16 protein-coding genes are annotated in these 18,214 nt (G+C 70.5%); 9 read left to right on the top strand and 7 right to left on the bottom strand.

The features are described from left to right. Positions 1-18 precede the first annotated feature (18 nt). Both AB0H49_RS31600 and AB0H49_RS31595 read left to right on the top strand, forming a co-directional pair. The gene (locus tag AB0H49_RS31600) at positions 19-1,869 is read left to right on the top strand and encodes a DEAD/DEAH box helicase (protein ID WP_357256466.1); all 1,851 of its coding nucleotides are present in this window, start codon (positions 19-21) and stop codon (positions 1,867-1,869) included. Continuing rightward, on the top strand, positions 1,869-2,417 hold the full coding sequence (locus AB0H49_RS31595) for a hypothetical protein (protein ID WP_357256414.1): 549 nt from the start codon (positions 1,869-1,871) through the stop codon (positions 2,415-2,417). Before AB0H49_RS31600 ends, AB0H49_RS31595 begins: the two co-directional genes overlap by 1 nt. 70 nt (positions 2,418-2,487) lie before the next feature. Here the strand turns inward: AB0H49_RS31595 and AB0H49_RS31590 are convergent, their stop codons facing one another. Beyond that, positions 2,488-3,228 carry an SDR family oxidoreductase gene (locus AB0H49_RS31590; RefSeq protein WP_357256413.1) on the bottom strand — a complete coding sequence of 247 codons (741 nt, stop codon included), beginning with the start codon at positions 3,226-3,228 and terminating at the stop codon, positions 2,488-2,490. Positions 3,229-3,333: 105 nt separating this feature from the next. Here AB0H49_RS31590 and AB0H49_RS31585 point away from each other — a divergent pair, with 105 nt between their 5' ends. Next, the gene (locus AB0H49_RS31585; RefSeq protein WP_357256412.1) at positions 3,334-3,936 is read left to right on the top strand and encodes a TetR/AcrR family transcriptional regulator; all 603 of its coding nucleotides are present in this window, start codon (positions 3,334-3,336) and stop codon (positions 3,934-3,936) included. A gap of 100 nt (positions 3,937-4,036) precedes the next feature. Here the strand turns inward: AB0H49_RS31585 and AB0H49_RS31580 are convergent, their stop codons facing one another. Then, positions 4,037-5,686, bottom strand: coding sequence for a DEAD/DEAH box helicase (locus AB0H49_RS31580; protein ID WP_357256464.1), 1,650 nt, complete (start codon positions 5,684-5,686; stop codon positions 4,037-4,039). A 283-nt stretch (positions 5,687-5,969) separates the two neighbouring features. Here AB0H49_RS31580 and AB0H49_RS31575 point away from each other — a divergent pair, with 283 nt between their 5' ends. After that, positions 5,970-7,064: a YihY/virulence factor BrkB family protein gene (locus AB0H49_RS31575; RefSeq protein ID WP_357256411.1), complete on the top strand. Its 1,095-nt coding sequence runs from the start codon at positions 5,970-5,972 to the stop codon at positions 7,062-7,064. A 24-nt stretch (positions 7,065-7,088) separates the two neighbouring features. On the opposite strand, the gene AB0H49_RS31570 is transcribed toward AB0H49_RS31575, so the two are convergent. After that, positions 7,089-7,325, bottom strand: coding sequence for a DUF3039 domain-containing protein (locus tag AB0H49_RS31570; protein ID WP_357256410.1), 237 nt, complete (start codon positions 7,323-7,325; stop codon positions 7,089-7,091). A 107-nt stretch (positions 7,326-7,432) separates the two neighbouring features. Here AB0H49_RS31570 and AB0H49_RS31565 point away from each other — a divergent pair, with 107 nt between their 5' ends. Further along, positions 7,433-7,846: a DUF3099 domain-containing protein gene (locus AB0H49_RS31565; protein ID WP_357256409.1), complete on the top strand. Its 414-nt coding sequence runs from the start codon at positions 7,433-7,435 to the stop codon at positions 7,844-7,846. 6 nt (positions 7,847-7,852) lie between these two features. Here AB0H49_RS31565 and AB0H49_RS31560 read toward each other — a convergent pair whose 3' ends face one another. After that, positions 7,853-9,139, bottom strand: coding sequence for an MFS transporter (locus AB0H49_RS31560; protein WP_357256462.1), 1,287 nt, complete (start codon positions 9,137-9,139; stop codon positions 7,853-7,855). Between the two features lie 251 nt (positions 9,140-9,390). Here AB0H49_RS31560 and AB0H49_RS31555 point away from each other — a divergent pair, with 251 nt between their 5' ends. The 3 genes from AB0H49_RS31555 to AB0H49_RS31545 all read left to right on the top strand — a co-directional run bounded on the left by AB0H49_RS31555 (position 9,391) and on the right by AB0H49_RS31545 (position 12,875). Then, positions 9,391-10,131 (top strand): VOC family protein, encoded by a 741-nt coding sequence (locus AB0H49_RS31555; protein WP_354999577.1) that lies wholly within the window; start codon positions 9,391-9,393, stop codon positions 10,129-10,131. Between the two features lie 61 nt (positions 10,132-10,192). Beyond that, positions 10,193-11,710 carry a methyltransferase gene (locus AB0H49_RS31550; RefSeq protein WP_357256408.1) on the top strand — a complete coding sequence of 506 codons (1,518 nt, stop codon included), beginning with the start codon at positions 10,193-10,195 and terminating at the stop codon, positions 11,708-11,710. Positions 11,711-11,906: 196 nt separating this feature from the next. After that, a complete protein-coding gene (locus AB0H49_RS31545; protein WP_354999575.1) occupies positions 11,907-12,875 on the top strand; it encodes a sigma-70 family RNA polymerase sigma factor in 969 nt (322 codons plus the stop codon). A 135-nt stretch (positions 12,876-13,010) separates the two neighbouring features. On the opposite strand, the gene AB0H49_RS31540 is transcribed toward AB0H49_RS31545, so the two are convergent. The 3 genes from AB0H49_RS31540 to AB0H49_RS31530 all read right to left on the bottom strand — a co-directional run bounded on the left by AB0H49_RS31540 (position 13,011) and on the right by AB0H49_RS31530 (position 17,339). After that, on the bottom strand, positions 13,011-13,319 hold the full coding sequence (locus tag AB0H49_RS31540) for a DUF4333 domain-containing protein (RefSeq protein ID WP_354999574.1): 309 nt from the start codon (positions 13,317-13,319) through the stop codon (positions 13,011-13,013). A gap of 86 nt (positions 13,320-13,405) precedes the next feature. After that, on the bottom strand, positions 13,406-16,093 hold the full coding sequence (locus tag AB0H49_RS31535) for a GNAT family N-acetyltransferase (protein ID WP_357256407.1): 2,688 nt from the start codon (positions 16,091-16,093) through the stop codon (positions 13,406-13,408). After that, on the bottom strand, positions 16,086-17,339 hold the full coding sequence (locus AB0H49_RS31530) for an acetoin utilization protein AcuC (RefSeq protein WP_357256406.1): 1,254 nt from the start codon (positions 17,337-17,339) through the stop codon (positions 16,086-16,088). Before AB0H49_RS31530 ends, AB0H49_RS31535 begins: the two co-directional genes overlap by 8 nt. Before the next feature lie 185 nt (positions 17,340-17,524). Between AB0H49_RS31530 and AB0H49_RS31525 the strand changes: the two genes are divergently transcribed. Further along, the gene (locus AB0H49_RS31525) at positions 17,525-18,214 is read left to right on the top strand and encodes an iron dependent repressor, metal binding and dimerization domain protein (RefSeq protein WP_354999571.1); all 690 of its coding nucleotides are present in this window, start codon (positions 17,525-17,527) and stop codon (positions 18,212-18,214) included.

Raw genomic sequence — 18,214 nt, 5'->3', positions numbered from 1 at the left:
AGCACACAGGCCACCTACCTGCCCGACCGTCACCTCTTCGCACTGTGGACATGGACCGGTCGCGGCGCCGGACGCGCGCCCGCCGAACTCGGTGATCGAGAGACCCTCGAGCTGGCGCTGCCGATCGGGCCGCGCGGGGCCATCGAGATCGCCGAGGTCGACTGCGCGCTGATCTCGCCCGCCGAACTCGCGGCGCTGGATCTGGGCACCGGATCGCCCGGCGAGGACGGTCACTCGAATCGGGCGCACTCGACCGACTCGACCCCGACGGCGGCCGCCGACCACTTGGCGACACCGCGGCTGCCCGACGCGGGTTCCGCACTACGGGTATGGCAGACAATCCTGCGCGAAGGCGAGCCCGTCGGCGCACTGCCCACCGCCGCGCACGCCGTACCGGACGCCGCGGGCACCGCGATCGTGTCCGCCGACCGCGCACTGCGCACCCTGCTCGGCACCGAGGCGGTGGCCGCCGAGCTGGCGACGGCTCTGCACGCTGACCTGCGCCCCTACCAGGCACGCGGGGTCGGCTGGCTGACCGAGACCATCGCAGCGTACGGCGGCGCGGTGCTCGCCGACGAGATGGGCCTCGGAAAAACGGTGCAGGCCATCGGTTTTCTGCTCGGACGCGCCACGGCGGGCGCTCAGCTCGTGGTCTGCCCCACGTCGCTGGTCGGCAACTGGGCGCACGAGATCACCCGTTTCGCACCGGAACTGCGCCCGGTCACCTGGCGCGGCGGCGAACTCGCGGCAGCCGCGGGCGACATCGTGGTGGTCGGCTATCCGACGCTGCGGCTGCACGGCCACCTCCTCGCCGGACAAGACTGGGCGACGGCGGTGTTCGACGAGGCGCAAGCGTTGAAGAACCCGCGCACGCAGCTCGCCAAGGCCGCGAGGGACGTCACCAGCCCCGCCAAAGTCGCGCTGACCGGCACGCCGGTGGAGAACCACCTCGAGGAGCTGTGGGCGTTGCTGCACTTGGTCGCGCCGCGCCTGTTCGCCCATCGCGGCCAGTTCCGCCGCCGTTTCGTCCGGCCGATCCAGGAGGGTTCGGCCGCGGCCGCCGCCCGCCTTCGCGACACCATCGAACCGGTCGTGCTGGCGCGCAAGAAGTTCCAGGTCGCCGCCGCGCTGCCCGCGAAGATCCACACCGATCTGCTCTGCGACCTGACCGCCGAACAGGAGAAGCTCTACGACCAGCTACTGGAGCGGGCCATCGACGACGGCTTCGGTTCCGGCGCGCAACGCCAGAGCCGGGTGCTGGCCGCGCTCACCGCGCTCAAGCAGGTGTGCAACCACCCGGGCCTGATCACCGGCGATCTCGCCGAGCTGCCCGGCCGTTCGGGCAAGCTCGACCTGTGCACCGACATCGTCGCCACCAACCTCGAAACCGATTCGCCGACCCTGATTTTCACCCAGTACCGGCAGACCGGTGAGTTGCTGGTCCGGCACCTCGCCGAGCAGTTCGGCGTCACCGCGCCGTTCTTCCACGGCGGACTGAACCAGGCCCAGCGCGCGGCGATCGTGCGCGACTTCCAGTCCGCTGACGGACCGCCCGTGCTCGTACTGAGCCTGCGGGCGGCGGGCACCGGCCTCACCCTGACCCGCGCCGCCGACGTGGTGCACTTCGACCGCTGGTGGAACCCTGCCGTGGAAGCGCAGGCCTCGGACCGTGCGCACCGGATCGGGCAGACCCGCACGGTCACCATCACCACCCTCACCTCCGGCACCACCGTCGAGGAGCACATCGCGGGCATGCACGATCGTAAGTCCGCGCTGACCGACCTGTCGGACTCCGCGGGCATCGCCGCGCTGGCCCGCCTCGACGACGACCAGCTCGTCGAGATCCTGCGCCGGAAGCGAGAGAACTGATGGCGGACAACGAATTCGGCTACACGGCATGGGGCATGGACTGGGTGCGGCTCGCCGAGCCGCTGCGCCAGACCCGGCCCGATTCGCTGCTGCCCCGCGCCCGCAGCATCGCCCGCAACCACGGCGTCCAGGCCACCGTCGAAGGCCGCGTCGTGCGCGCGCACATCCACCGCGGCGGGCAGGCGTCGGTGACACACCTGGAGGTCGCGCCGCTGTCCCGGCAGGCGGTGGCCGCGATCGCCGAGGTGATCCCGGACCCGACGGTGCTGACCGACGAGACGCACCGCGCGCTCGCCGCGGCAGAGGTGCGGCCCGCCCCGGTGCTCGCCGCCGTCGACTGCTCGTGCTCGGCGCGCACGGAACGCTGCGTCCACGTGCTGGCGACGCTCTACGACATGGCGCGGCGGGTCGACGAGAACCCGCGGCTCGCCCTGGAGATCCAGGGGTATTTCGAAGCGGCGCACAGCGATTCGGAGATCGTCGTCGAACAGCCGCGCTGGACGCCGATCAACACCCTGGACCCCGATCGCTTCTTCGAACCGGCCTGAGCCCGGCCGTCAGACCGCGGGCCGGCGGACCCTCGGCGTCTCACCGGGCCGGTATTTCACCGGGTGAGCGTCAGGCGTTGGTGCCGCTGTCCACGGTGAGGATCGCGCCGGTGATGCTGCGGGCGGCCGGGCCCGCCAGGAACGCCACGGTGGCGGCGACATCGTCGGCGGTGCCGAAGCGCCCGAGCGCGGTGAGGCCGACTTGGGTCGCGGCGTGTGCGCCGTCGGCCGGATTCATGTCGGTGTCGGTCGAGCCGGGCTGCACCAGATTCACTGTGATCGACCGCGGGCCGAGTTCGCGCGCCAGCGCCTTGGTGAATCCGTTGAGCGCCGACTTGCTCAGGTTGTAGAGCGCGAGACCACCGAACGGGGCGTGCTCGGTGAGATTGGTGCCGATGCCGATGATCCGACCGCCCTCGCTCATGTGCGCGACCGCCGCTTGAGCGCCGACGAACGCGGCGCGGGCGTGCACGTGCAGCGCCCGGTCGATCTCCTCGACGGTGAACTCCTCGAACGGCTTGCTCGGGAAGATGCCCGCGTTGTTCACCAGGATGTCGAGCCCACCCAGTTCGGCGGCGGCGCGGTGCACCGAGTACGCCACCTCGCCCGCGTCGGCGCTGTCGGCGCGCAGCGCGATCGCGCGCCTGCCAAGCGCTTCGATCTCGGCGACAACGGTTTTCGCGGCGGTCTCGGCGCTCCGGTAGGTCAGCGCGACGTCCGCGCCCGCGACGGCCAGCTGCCGGGCGATGGCCGCCCCGATCCCCCTGCTGCCGCCGGTCACCAGTGCCACCTTGCCGGTCAGGTCGGACATCAGTACTCCCTCAATTTTTGTGTCGATCAGTACATAAATAGCTAAGCCCACGGCGACCTGCCCGTCAAGGGGTATATTTAACGATCGACACAGAAAGGAGCAGCCGTGGCCGAACGAGGTCGTCCCCGCGCCTTCGACCGCTCGGTCGCGCTGCGCCGGGCCATGGAGGTGTTCTGGGAGCACGGCTACGAGGGCGCGTCGATGAGCGACCTCACCGCCGCGATGGGCATCAACTCGCCCAGCCTCTACGCCGCGTTCGGCGGCAAAGAGGCGCTCTTTCGCGAGGCCATCGAGCTCTACGGCCGCACCGACGGCGGCTACACCGAGCGCGCACTGCGCGAAGAGCCCACCGCACGGGCAGCCATCGAGGCCATGCTGCGCGACAACGCCGCCGCCTACACCGTCGAGGACAAGCCACACGGCTGCATGGTGGTGCTCGCGGGCGCTACGTACACGACCCGCAATACCGGGGTGCGCGATTTCCTCGTCGAAAAGCGCAGGGAGACCACTGATCACATCCACGCGCGCCTGTGGCGCGGGGTCACCGAGGGCGATCTGCCCGCGCAGACCGACACGGCGTCGCTGGCGGCCTTCTACACGACAGTGCTCTACGGGCTGTCCATCCAGGCCCGCGACGGCGCGGCGCTGGAGGACCTCACCCGATCCATCGACTGTGCGATGGCGGCGTGGCCCGCGAGTTCTCCCTGAGCGCTGACCTCCGCCGACGCGACCACTTGGCACGCGACTTCGGCCAGCGCGCGACTCGGCCGTCCCGCGACGCGGGGCAGCACGCGGCCGGATACCCGCGCTATCGACGACGCAGCGCGGCGATCCGCTCGTGCAGCTGGTCGGCCGTGGCCAGCGCGGTCGGCGGACCGCCGCACTCGCGCCGCAGCTCGCCGTGGATCACCCCGTGCGGCTTGCCGGTGCGGTGATGGTGCATGGCCACCAGACTGTTGAGTTCCTTGCGCAGTTCCCCGAGCCGGTCCGCAGTGGCGACCCGCTCGGCGGCGGTCGCGACCTGCGGCGCGGGTTCCACGATCTTCGGCTCACCACGGTCGGCCAGCTGACGCGCTTGGCGCTCGCGCAGCAGCGCGCGCATCTGATCGGCGTCGAGCAGACCGGGAATGCCCAGGTAGTCGGCCTCCTCGTCGCTGCCCGCGAAGGTGGCGGTGCCGAACGAGGAGCCGTCGTAGATCACCTGGTCGAGTTCGGCGTCCGCGGCGAGCGCCACGAACTTCTTCTCTTCCTCGCCCGGCTCGTCCTTCTGCTTGGCCGCGTCGGTCAACAGCTCGTCGTCGAGGCCGTTCTTCTCCCGGTGCGGCTTGCCGATGACGTGGTCGCGCTGCAATTCCAGCTGCGCGGCCAGATCCAGCAGCACGGGCACCGAGGGCAGGAACACGCTCGCCGTCTCGCCGGGGCGGCGCGCGCGCACGAATCGGCCGATGGCCTGGGCGAAGTAGAGCGGCGTCGAGGCGCTGGTCGCGTAGACGCCGACGGCCAGGCGCGGCACGTCGACGCCCTCGGACACCATGCGCACCGCGACCATCCACGGCTGGGTGTTGTTGCTGAACTCGGCGATCCGGTTCGAAGACGCGGGATCGTCGGAGAGCACCAGCGCCGGCCGCTCGCCGGAAATGTGTTCGAGCAGTTCGGCGTAGTCGCGGGCCCGGTCCTGGTCGGTGGAGATCACCAGGCCGCCCGCGTCGGGCATGCCCGAGGCGCGCTTCTGGCGCAGCCGGATGTCGGCGGCGCGCAGCACCGCGGAGATCCAGTCGCCCGCCGGGTCCAGCGCGGTCCGCCAGGCACGCGCGGTCTGTTCGGCGTTGAGCGGCTCACCGAGGCGGGCGGAGTGCTCCTCGCCCGCGCTGTCGCGCCAGTGCGCGTCGCCGGAGTAGGCCAGGAAGACCACCGGCCGGACGACGCCGTCGGCCAGCGCCTCGGCGTAGCCGTAGGTGTGGTCCGCGCGCGACTTGGGGAAGCCGGATTCGTCGGGCTCGTAGACGACGAACGGGATCTGGCTGTCGTCGGAGCGGAACGGCGTACCGGTCAGCGCCAGCCTGCGGGTCGCGTCGCCGAACGCCTCCGCGGTCGCGTCGCCCCAGGTCTTGGCGTCGCCCGCGTGGTGGATCTCGTCGAGGATCACCAGCGTCCTGCGGTTCTCGGTCCGCACCCGGTGCCGGGACGGATGCGAAGCGACCTGCGCGTAGGTGACGACCACGCCGTGGTAGTCGCCGGAGGTGCCGCCGGTGGCGTTGGAGAAACGAGAATCCAGCTGGATGCCGCTGCGCGCGGCCGATGCCGCCCACTGGTGCTTGAGGTGTTCGGTCGGCGCGACCACCGTGATCTGGTCCACCGTCCGATCGGCGAGCAGCTCGGCCGCCACCCGCAGCGCGAAGGTCGTCTTACCCGCGCCCGGCGTCGCCACGGCGAGGAAGTCGCGCGGCTTCGTGGCCAGGTATTTCGTGAGCGCGCGCCGCTGCCACGCGCGTAGCGAACTGCCCCCGGCTGCCGACTTTCCCGAATCGCCGGGCGTCGCTCCATCTCCCGCCGCAGCGCCATCCGACCCAGTCACGCAGAAGACAGTAGCGGCCGGGGACGGCGTGTCGCCAAACCGACGCGGCGGTCGCGATCCGCGTCACACATTCCCTCCGCGCCGCCCCGTGTTCACCTGTTGCCCGCCGACACGATGCGGGGACGAGCCGGTGCGCGAGCGTCCGGTGCGCGATGCTGTAGGCACCATGAACGAAGCCAGTCCCCTACCCGCGCACGGGCCCGAGCCGATCCACAGCGGCGGCGCGGGCACGCCGCCGCGGGGTCCGGACGTCGTCGTCCGGCGGGTCCGGCATGCCGGACGGCAGGCTCGCAGGCTGGTGGTCCGGGTCTCGGGGAAAGCGTGGGACGATTCGATCTTCGCCAAGTCCGCGTCCGCCGCGTTCTGGCAGACCCTGTCGTTGGCCCCGCTGCTGCTCGGGGTGCTCGGCAGCCTCGGTTACGTCGGCGGCTGGTTCGGGCCCGACACCGTCGAGATCGTGGAATCCAAGATCATCACGTTCAGCCGGGAGCTGTTCAGCGAGGCCGTCGTCACCGACCTGATCGAACCGACCGTCGGCGACGTGCTCGGCCGCGGGCGCGGTGCAGTGGTGTCGTTCGGCTTCGTGCTCTCGCTGTGGGCCGGATCCTCGGCGATGGCGACCTTCGTCGACGCGATCGTGGAGGCGCACGACCAGCAGGACGCGCGGCATCCGGTGTGGCAGCGCATCTTCGCGCTGCTGCTCTACGTGCTGTTCCTGGTGGCGGCGGTGTTCATCCTGCCGCTCGTCGCGCTCGGTCCCAGCCTGATCGGCCGGGTGCTGCCGGACGGCTGGCGGGAGCCAGGCTTACGGCTGATCGACAGCTTCTACTACCCCGGCGTCGGCCTGTTGCTCATCGTCGGCCTGACCACGCTCTACAAGCTGGCGCTGCACCGCACGCTGCCCTGGCATCGGCTGTTCGGCGGGGCGCTCGTCGCGGGCGTGTTCTTCATGGCGGCCAGCGAGGGACTGCGCCGGTACCTGTCCTGGATCACCGCGACCGGCGTGAGTTACGGCGCGCTGGCGACGCCGATCGCGTTCCTGCTCTTCACGTTCTTCCTCGGCTTCGCGGTGATTCTCGGCGCCGAGTTCAACGCCGCGGTCCAGGAGTTCTGGCCCGCTCGCGCCACCCGCATCGAGCAGATGCGGGAATGGATCTCCAACCAGGTGCGCGGCGAGACGCCGGACGAGGAGACCGACGCCGACGCGCCGGACCGCGCGGACTCGGCACGCGCGATCACCCCGCTGCGTGGCTCGGGGTAACCGCGCGGTCGAAGGTCGCGGGACTCAGTCGCCCTTGCGCAGGCCCTCGTAGACCTTCTTGCACTCCGGGCAGACCGGCGAGCCGGGCTTCGGCGAGCGGGTCACCGGGAACACCTCGCCGCACAGGGCCACGACCACGGTGCCCATGACGGCGCTCTCGGCGATCTTGTCCTTCTTCACGTAGTGGAAGAACTTCGGGATGTCGTCGCCCGTCGTCTCGTCGGTGGTCGTATCCGGGCGAACCAGGGTGTCGGTACTCACGGATTCCATGATGCCGTATGACGGTCCCGCGGGTCGCCCGCGCCCGAAGCCGGTGGCGAATCGACCTGGTGTGTGCGCCGGGAACACGGGAGTGGAAGACTCGGGGTATGCAGCAGAACGGCGACTCCTCCGACGCCGACGACATCGGCCGCGGTGTTCGCCCGGACGTCTCATCCACACCTTCCCCGTCGCGCGGGTACTTCCCCGGAAACGACGACAAGCACCCGGTGCTCATCACCGAGGCCGCCCCTTCGCTCGAGGACCAGCACCGCGCGCGGGTGCGCAGGTACACGATCCTGATGGCGTTCCGCATTCCCGCGCTGGTGCTGGCCGCCGTCGCCTACAGCGCGTGGGGCAGCGCCCTGCTCTCGCTGCTGATCATCGGCGCGTCGATCCCGCTGCCGTGGATCGCGGTGCTCATCGCCAACGACCGCCCGCCGCGGCGCAAGGACGAACCCAGCCGGTGGGACCGTCCCCACAAGGCGATCGAATCCCGTCCGCACAACGCCATCGACGGGTGAGTTCGCTCATGCGCCGACCCGCCTGCGGATGACGATCGACATCGACGCCGCGAGTCCGCACAGCGCGCCAGCCACGTACCAGGCCGTGTCGTAGCTGCCCTGCACGTCGCGGATCACGCCCGCGCCGGTGGCCGCGATCGCCGAGCCGATCTGGTGCGAGGCGAAAACCCAGCCGAAGGCCACCGGCCCGTCCTCGCCGAACAGCTCGCGGCACAGCGCGACCGTCGGCGGGACGGTCGCGATCCAGTCCAGGCCGTAGAAGATCACGAAGACCCACATGCTCGGCTCGGTGTGCGGCGCGAACAGCGAGGGCAGGATCAGCAGCGAGAGCCCGCGCAGGCTGTAGTAGGCCAGGAGCAGATAGCGCGGGTCGACCCGGTCGGTGAGCCACCCCGAGGCGATGGTGCCCGCGACGTCGAACACGCCGACCAGCGCGAGCAGTCCGGCCGCGGTGGTCGGCGGCATCCCGTGGTCGTGCGCCGCGCTGACGAAATGGGTGCCGACCAGACCGTTGGTCGAGGCGCCGCACACCGCGAAACCGCCCGCCAGCAACCAGAATCCGCGCGTCCGCGCGATCCGCGCCAGCACGGTGAGCGCCCGCGTCGCGCCGCCTCGCGCGGTGGTGCGCATCCCCGCCGCCGAGCCCGGTTCCGCGCCGTACGCGGAAACGCCCACGTCGCTGGGGAAGTCGCGGATGAACAGCAGCACCAGCGGCACCACCGACAGCGCCGCCCCCGCCACCACCAGCGCGGGCAGCCGCCACCCGTGCTCGTGCGCCAGCGCCGAGACCAACGGGAGGAAGACCAGCTGCCCGGTCGCGCCCGCGGCCGTCAGGATGCCGGTGACCAGGCCGCGGTGGCGCACGAACCAGCGCCCGGTGATCGTCGCCACGAACGGCATCGACATCGAGCCGACACCGACGCCGACCAGTAGTCCCCAGGTCGCGACGAGTTGCCAGGCCTGGGTCATGAAGACGGTCAGTCCGCTGCCCGCCGCGACGAGCACCAGCGCGCAGGCCACCACCCTGCGGATGCCGAACTTGTCCATCAGCGCGGCGGCGAACGGCGAGATGAGGCCGTACAGCAGCAGATTCAGCGACACCGCGAGCCCGATGGTCCCGTGCGACCACCCGAATTCCGCGTGCAGCGGGTCCATCAGCACGCTCGGCACGGAACGGAACGCGGCCGCGCCGAGCAGCGCGACGAAGCCGACCCCGGCCACGATCCAGGCGGGATGCAGCCGTCGCGCCACCGGGTCGAACGGTTCGCCGGGCTGGGCTGGTGAGGTGCGCAGTTCGGTCACCGGCCGAGCTTGCCGGAAAACCGCGCACCGAACGAGTGGCACGAATGCCATAGAACACCGAGATTCGGCCAAACCGGTTCGACAGTCTCCCGGCCGCCCCCTACTGTGTCCCCGGGGCACGGCGGCCGTGTGGCCTGCGCCGCACTCGTCACTTGTCGTGTCCCGCAACACCTTGCTCGGCGCACTCGCCGGGCCACCACGTCTGCGGTCGCGGGTACCTCCCGCACGGCACAGGAGAGAACATGATTCGCTGGGTCTGGGCGTTCATCGACCGTCCCGCACAACGTTTCGACGCCTGCGCGACCTTCTGGTCGACCATCACCGGCACCCAACTCTCCCCGCGCCGCGGCGACGACAACCAATTCCTCACGCTGCTGCCGGATCCCGCGCTGTTCGCCGCGGCCGGGGTCAAGATGCAGTCGGTGAACGGCCTCGGCGGCGTGCACTTCGACTTCGACGTCGACCACATCCCCGCCGCCGTACGCACCGCGCTGGACCTGAACGCCGAATTGGTCGCCAATCACCCCGACTACGCGGTGCTTCGCTCGCCATCCGGGCAGATCTTCTGCTTCACGCCGAGCGGACGCGCCAAGGGCCGCCCCGCGCCCGCGTTCCGCGCGCCCGACGGCACGCTGAGCCGCCTCGACCAGGTCTGCCTGGACATCGGCGCGGCCGATCACGACGTGGAGACGCGCTTCTGGGCCGACCTCACCGGATGGAAGCACACGCCTGGCCGACTCGACGAGTTCTCCCGGCTGCGCCCGGTGGAGCCGATGCCGGTCCAGTTTCTGTTGCAGCGCCTCGGCGAGAACCGGCCGACCAGCGCCCACATCGACCTGTCCTCGTCCGATATCGAGGCCACCGCGGCGTGGCACGAGTCGCTCGGCGCGACCGTGGTGCAGCGCTACGAGCACTGGATCGTGATGACCGATCCGGGCGACGCCGTGTACTGCGTCACCGGACGCGACCCGAACGGGGTGTGAGCCGCGACCCCGGTGGCAACGGGCTACGGATGCTCACGGGTAGCGGTGGCAGAGTACGTGTGTGCCTACGAACCAGACGACCACCGGATCCCTGCTCACCGCCTTGTGCCCGGAGCTGCGGACGGCGCTGACCCGCGTCGGCTACGACGCCGACACCCTCGTGTCGGCGCTGGGGCCGGACACGCACGCGGCGCTGGGTCGGTCCGAGCCGGTGCCGGTGCGGCGGGCCGCGCGGGCGGCGGGTGAACTCGGCACGCTGATCCGGCTGTTGCTGCTCGGCGACGCCCTGCCCGAGCGCGAGGTGGCGGCCGCGCTGGCGCCGGTGGACATCGACCGGGCCGTCGCGGCCGGTCTGCTGGAGCGCGACGGCGACGAGGTCCGCGCGGCACTGGACCTGCGCCCGCTCGACGCCGGCGAGGGCAACCGCTGGATCCTGTCCGATCTGGACGACTCGATGCGCAGGCGCACCCTCACCGAGAATCACGTGCTCGGCGTCGGCCACGCCTCGCTGTCGCTGCTGCGTGCCACGCCGACCCGGCCCGTCGGATCGGTTCTCGATCTCGGCACCGGCTGCGGCGTGCAGGCGGTGCACGCCGCCTCCTACGCGCACACCGTCACCGCGACCGACGTGAACCCGCGCGCGCTGTGGCTGGCCGAGGCGACGGCCGCCCTCAACGGCCTCGACATCGAACTGCTGGAAGGTTCCTGGTTCGAGCCGGTGGCCGGGCGACGGTTCGATCAGGTGGTGGCGAACCCGCCGTTCGTCGTCGGCCCCGCGCGCATCGAGCACACCTACCGCGATTCGGGCCTGGCCTTGGACGGCGCCAGCCAACTGGTCGTCTCGCGCGCGCCCGATCTGCTCGCGCCGGGCGGCACCGCGGCCATGCTGGCGGCCTGGGTGCACGTGGACGGCGAGGACTGGCGCCAGCGCGTCTCCTCCTGGCTGCCCGCCGACGGCGTCGACGCCTGGGTGGTGCAGCGCGATGTCGCCGATCCGGCGCTGTACGTCGGCACCTGGCTGCGTGACGCGGGCCTCGATCCGCGCGATCCGGCGGCGCAAGCCCGCGCCGAGCAGTGGCTGGACGCGTTCGCCGCGGCCGACGTCGAGGGCATCGGCTTCGGCTTCGTCTACCTGCGCGCCATCGACGGGCCCACCGAATTGCTCGCCGAGGACCTCGCGCACGGCTTCGACGACCCGCTCGGCGCCGAAGCGAGCGCGTATTTCGAGCGGTCGGCCTGGCTGCGCGCCGTGGCGAGTGACGAAAACCACGCCTGGACCGCGCGTTTCGCGGTCGAGCCCACGACGGCGCTGGAACGGGTGTCGCTGCCCGGCCCCGACGGCTGGGCCGAGCGCGTCGCGCGGCTGCACCGCGGCGACGGTCCGCGCTGGCAGCACGAGGTGGATGAGACGACGATCGCGCTGGTCGCGGGAATGCGGCCGGACGGACTTCCGTTGTACGAGCTGGTCGAACTGCTGGCGCTCGCCCACGGAGCCGACGAGGTGACGCCGGAGTTCGCGGCCGACGCGCTGACCGTCGTCGCCGGATTGGTCCGGCACGGGCTCATCGCTCCCGTGTAAGCACGGGGCAACCGGGTATGCGTCGGCGGAGGCATCGGACAGGGAGTCGTTCCCGCCCGCGGGGGTTCTCAGGAACTTCTCAGACGTAAGTGACCGAAACCGCAGTTCAGATGCGGTTTATCGGCGCGGGAGCGGGGAACTTTCTCTCTGTCGGGTCCGTTGATCGGAGTGAGACACCACCGACAGGAGGCAAGTCATGACCAGCCCCGCCACCACTCGAGTGCGCACCAGCGAATCGGACCTCGACGCCCAGAGCCCTGCCGCCGACTTGGTACGTGTGTACCTGAACGGAATCGGCCGCACCGCGCTGCTCTCGGCCGCAGACGAGGTCGAGCTGGCCAAGCGCATCGAGGCGGGCCTCTACGCCCAGCATCTGCTGGAAACGGGCAAGCGGCTTTCCGCCAGCCGGAAGAAGGATCTCGCCATCATCGTGCGCGACGGCCAAGCCGCACGGGCGCACCTTCTCGAAGCCAACCTTCGCCTCGTGGTCTCGCTCGCCAAGCGCTACACCGGCCGCGGCATGCCGCTGCTGGACCTCATCCAAGAGGGCAATCTGGGCCTGATCCGGGCGATGGAGAAGTTCGACTACGCCAAGGGATTCAAGTTCTCCACCTACGCGACGTGGTGGATCCGCCAGGCCATCACTCGCGGCATGGCCGATCAGAGCCGCACCATCCGGCTGCCCGTCCACCTCGTCGAGCAGGTGAACAAGCTGGCCAGGATCAAGCGTGAACTGCACCAGCAGCTCGGCCGCGAAGCCACCGACGAAGAGCTGGCCAACGAGTCGGGCATCCCGGTCGACAAGATCTCCGATCTGCTCGATCACAGCCGCGACCCGGTGAGCCTGGACATGCCGGTCGGCAACGACGAAGAGGCGCCGCTCGGCGATTTCATCGAGGACTCCGAGGCCACCTCGGCCGAGTCCGCGGTGATCGCGGGCCTGCTGCACCACGACGTGCGCAGCGTTCTCGCGACCTTGGACGAGCGCGAACAGCAGGTCATCCGCCTGCGCTTCGGCTTGGACGACGGCCAGCCGCGCACCCTCGACCAGATCGGCAAGCTCTTCGGACTGTCCCGCGAGCGGGTGCGTCAGATCGAGCGTGAGGTCATGGCGAAGCTGCGCAAAGGCGAGCGGGCCGACCGTCTGCGGGCCTACGCCAGCTGACCCATCGACGCCGGGTGTTTTCCGAGGCGCCCGGTCTCCGACTTGGTGGCCTAGCGGTCACCGCACAGACGCCGACCGGTGCCCGCGCGACCCGTCCCCTCCGGGTTCCGCGCGAACCGGTCGGCGAACTCGTTGTCAGGCCGGATCGACGGCGACGTCGTAGTTGACCGTGTCGTCTTCGACCGAGGTCACCGTGACGGTGAGACCGAGCGTTTCGCCGCCCGCGGTCAAGGTGCAGCGCATGGTGGTGCCGACCTTGCCCTCCAGGTCATCGGGGCAGTCGATGCTGTCGGGTTTCTTCCCGACCTCCTCGGTCAAGGTCTGCTGAACCGACTTCTCCAGCTCGCTTTCCTTCACCTGGGGCGTGGAGGAACCGACCTCCACCGAACATCCCGCTGCCAGGAACGCAAGGGCGAAAAGCCCGGCGAGTGCAGTGGTTTTCATGTCGACACCTCTCTGGTCGAATCTCTCGGATCTTCACCAGATCGGGTGCCGCCCGAGCGGCGTTAACGCCGCTCGACAGCAGTACCTCATGCCAGCCGCCGCGGGCCGACGTCGAACCGGCTCGGCTCGGGACCGACTCGGCCGCGCGCGTAAAGGATTTCCGCCGAGGTCGGCGAGGCGAGCACGGGATCGAAGGACAGCTCGCGCATTTCGGGGAGGTCGTCGAACAGCGCCGAAATGCGTTGGGCCAGTTCGGCGAGCGCGGCCTTGTCCACGCGCGGGCTCGCCGGCGTGCCGGAGAGCAGCGGGGCCGCGCGCGGAGCGTCGATCAGCGCCGCCGCCTCGTCGCGGGTCAGCGGGAGCGCGCGATAGGCGCGGTCGCCGAGCATTTCGATGATCGTGCCGGACAGGCCGAACTCGATCACCGACCCGAAGGACGGGTCGTCCTGCACGCGCAGGATGCAGCCGACGCCCTTGGTCGCCATCTTCTGGATGTGCAGCACCGGATCGCCGCAGATCTCCACCAGGTCGGTGTAGGCCTGACGCACCGCCTCCGGCCGCCACAGGTCGAGCCGCACACCGATCAAATCGGGCCTGCGCCGCCACATCTCGCCGGTGGCCTTCGCCGCCACCGGATAGCCCAGCTCCTCGGCCGCAGCCACCGCCTCCTCGGCGTCGCGCACCTCACGGAACTCGACGACCTGGATGCCGTAGCAGGTGAGCAGTTCGGCGGCCTCCAGATCGGTCAGCCAGCGACCGCCGGAATCGCCCATCCACTTCGCCACCAGTCCCCTGGCTCGCTCGGTGTCGATGCCGTCCGGGCGTACCACCGCCGACACGGGTTTGTCCCGCCACTCCGCGTAGCGGCGGACGCGGGCCAGCGCCCGCGCCGCCCGTTCGGGATCCGGATACGACGGAATCGATCCGTGCACCGCCATCCCGCCCTGACCGCGCACCGCGAGCAGATTCGGAATGCCCTGCTCGGCGATGAACGTGGTGAGAATCGGTTTGTCCGCCTCGGGCACCGCGGCCGCGGCGGCCCGGATGGCGTCGGCGAATCCTGCCATCGGCAGCGGTACCGGCGGCGCGAAAACCACGATGACGGAATCGGTCTCGTCGGACCGCAGGGCGGCGACGACCGCGTCGAGGTACGCGCCCGGCGTCGCCTGCGGCCCCAGATTCACCGGTTCGGCCGCGTCGAGGCCTTCGCCGCGGGCCGCGTCGACGGCCAGCCAGCTCAGCGCGGTGCTGTTGCTGATCACCGCGAGGCGCGACCCACGGGGCAGCGGTTGATAGCCGAGCAGCGCGGCGCAGTCGAACAACTCCGAGATCGAGTCCACCTGCACGATGCCCGCCTGTGCGAACAGGTCACGCACGATCGAGCGATCCATATCGCGCGGGGGCTGGCTGTGCCCGGCCTGTCGCCCGCTGCTCACCGCGACGATCGGCTTGGTGCGCGCCACCCGTCGCGCGATCCGGGAGAACTTGCGCGGGTTACCGAAGCTCTCCAGGTACAGCAGGATCACGTCGGTGTCGGGCGCGGTGTCCCAGTACTGGAGCAGGTCGTTGCCGGACACGTCGGCGCGGTTGCCCGCCGAGACGAACGTCGACAGACCCAGGTTCCGCGCGGCCGCCTCGCCGAGGATGGCCGCGCCCAACGGCCCGGACTGGCAGAAGAACCCGATTCGCCCGCGCGCGGGCAGCACCGGCGCCAGCGTCGCGTTCAGCGACACCGCCGGATCGGTGTTGGCGATGCCCAACGCGCTCGGACCGACCACCCGCATACCGTGCACCCGGGCGGCCGCGACCAGGTCGCGCTCGGCGGCGAGCCCCTCCGGGCCGGTCTCGCCGAACCCGGCCGTCAAGACCACCAAACCCTTGACGCCCTTGGCCATACAGTCGTCGAGAACCGAGTCGATCGCGGCGGCGGGCACCGCGACCACCGCCAAGTCCACCTCGTCGGGAATCTCGCGCACGGTGGCGTAGGCGCGCACGCCGCGCACGAACTTCCTGGTGGGATTGACCGGATACACCGGCCCCTGGAACACGCCCGACAGCAGGTTGGCCAGCACCACGCCGCCGACCCGGCCCGCGGCGGGCGTGGCGCCGATCACCGCGACCGAACCGGGCGCGAGCAGATTCCCGACGCTGCGCGCCTCCGAGGCGCGTTCCCGCGAATCCCGCACCGACACCAGCGCTTCGGTGGGGTCGATGGCGAACTCCAGGTGCAGGACCGAACCGTCCCTGCTGCGCTCGACCTGATACCCGGCCTCGCGGAAGACGGTGACCATCACGGTGTTCTCGGCGAGCACCTCCGCGACGAAGGTCTCGATCTTGTTCTCCGCCGCGGCGCCCGCCAGGTGCTCGAGCAGGATGGAGCCGAGTCCGCGGCCCTGGTGCCCGTCGGCCACCACGAAGGCGACCTCGGCGGCGCGAGGACCGGTGCGGTCCAGCAGTTCGTAGCGGCCCACCGCGATGATCTGCTCGCCGAGTTCGACCACCAGACCGACCCGGTCGTGATAGTCGAGATGGATCGTCCGGTACAGATCCTTCGGCGAGATGCGTGGATAGGGACCGAAATACCGCAGGTACCTGGTGCGCTCGGAGAGCGCGGCGTGGAACTCCTGCAACCGGTCGCCGTCCTCGGGAGTGACCGGACGCAGCCGCACCACCCCGCCATCGGAAGCGAGCACGTCGGCGAACCAATGCTGCGGCGGCGGGGGCGGCGTCGCCGGTGTGGACGGAGAGTCCGGGACGGGAATCTGCTCAGTCACGGGGGTCCTCCGGATCCAAGCCGAGCAACCCGAAGCATGCTCGGCGCGTGGCCAATACGGCCGTGTCGACGGCCCGCTGCGCCCGATCGGCGCGCGCGTCCCCAGTCTCCCCCGTTCCCCCCGGCCCGTCCCACCGACGGAATGTGATGTCGCCCCCTTCGCCCATGGTGCGCGGCGGCTCGGTGTTCGGCGCCATCGTGCGCACCAGATCGGTCCAGTCCTGCGGCACCGGCGTTTCCGGCGCGATGTCACGGTCGAGAGCGGTGGCCAACAGGTGCGTCCAGGCTCGCGGGACCACCCGGACCAAACCGTAACCACCGCCGCCGACGGCGAGCCAGCGTCCCTCGGCGTACTGATCGGCGAGATCGCGCATGGCGCGGAACGCCGCGCGCTGTCCGTCCACCGTGAGCTCCAGATCGGCGAGCGGATCCTCGCGGTGGGTGTCCACACCGCACTGGCTCACCACGATCTGCGGGCGGAACGCGGCGACCGCACCGGGCACCACCGCGTGAAAACCGCGCAGCCACTGGGCATCCCGGGTTCCGGGCAACATCGGCAGGTTGATCGCGGTGCCTTCGGCCGCGCCCGTGCCGATCTCCTCGGCCCAGCCGGTGTTGGGCCACAGCGTCGCCGGGTGCTGATGGATGGAGACGGTGAGCACCCTCGGGTCCGCGTAGAACGCGCGCTGCACGCCGTCGCCGTGGTGCACGTCGACGTCGAGATAGGCGATGCGGTCGAAACCGTGGTCGAGCAGCCAGGAGATCGCCACGGCCGCATCGTTGTAGACGCAGAAGCCCGAGGCGGACGAGGGCATCGCGTGATGCATGCCACCGCCGATGCTGACGGCTCGCCGGGTCCGGCCCTCGGCGATCTCGCGCGCCGCGGCCAGCGTGCCGCCGACGATGATCGAGGCCGCCTGGTGCATGCGCGGGAACACCGGGTTGTCCGGCGATCCCAGACCGTAGGGCGGGGCGAGCGGCTCCCCCGCGTGCTCGACCGCCTCGATGTAGTCCGCGGTGTGCACGCGCAACAGTTCGTCGCGGCCCGCGGGCTCCGGCTTCAACGGCTCGACACCGTCGAGCAATCCCAGACTTTCGGCCAGCGCCATGGTGAACTTCAGTCGCGCCGGTTTCATGGGGTGCTCCGGTGTCCAGCTGTAGTCGAGGAAGCGTTCGCTCCACACGACGGTGCCCGAACTCCGGTGCGCCCCTGGTTCGCGGGACGACGCCGAGGGTGCAGTGGCCATGCTCGCAACGGTACGCGGGAAGCTACCAGCCCCGTCGGGCGTTTGTATGCAGTAGAAATGACGCAAGTGCGAACACGGCGACAGGCCGTGCGCCGACACGGTTCCGGCGGTGGGACGCGAACCGACATGGCACACGGTGCTGTCGCCGTGCGTGGGTAGAATTCGTGCCGACGAAGGGGTAACAGGTGAAGGATCTGGTCGACACCACGGAGATGTACCTCCGTACCATCTACGACCTCGAGGAGGAGGGCGTGGTGCCCCTGCGCGCGCGGATCGCCGAGCGCCTCGAGCAGAGCGGCCCGACCGTGAGCCAGACGGTCGCGCGCATGGAGCGCGACGGGCTGCTGCTGGTCGCGGGCGATCGCCATCTCGAGCTCACCGAGAAGGGCCGCAGCATGGCCGTCGCGGTGATGCGCAAGCACCGGCTCGCCGAACGTCTCCTGGTCGACATCATCGGCCTGGACTGGCAGAACGTGCACGCCGAGGCGTGCCGCTGGGAGCACGTGATGAGCGAGGACGTCGAGCGGCGTCTGGTCGAGGTGCTCAACCACCCCACCACCTCGCCGTACGGCAACCCGATTCCCGGCCTCGACGAGCTGGGCATCACCGCGCCGGTCACGGTCGAGGAGACCCTGGTCCGGCTCTCGGATCTGCCGCACGGCCAGTTGCACGCCGTCGTCGTGCGCCGCCTGGCCGAGCACATCCAGACCGACCCCGAGGTCATCGGCCAGCTGCGCGAGGCCGGTGTGGTACCCGACGCGCGAGTGACCGTCGAGACCAAGCCCGGTTCCGTGGTCATCAGCGTGCCCGGCCACGACAGCGGCTTCGAGCTGTCGGACGAAATGGCCCACGCCGTCCAGGTGAAGCTGGTCTGA

The sequence above is a fragment of the Nocardia sp. NPDC050713 genome, assembly GCF_040654315.1.
Classification (GTDB): Bacteria; Actinomycetota; Actinomycetes; order Mycobacteriales; family Mycobacteriaceae; genus Nocardia.
This window is presented reverse-complemented; position numbering and strand designations above follow the sequence as displayed.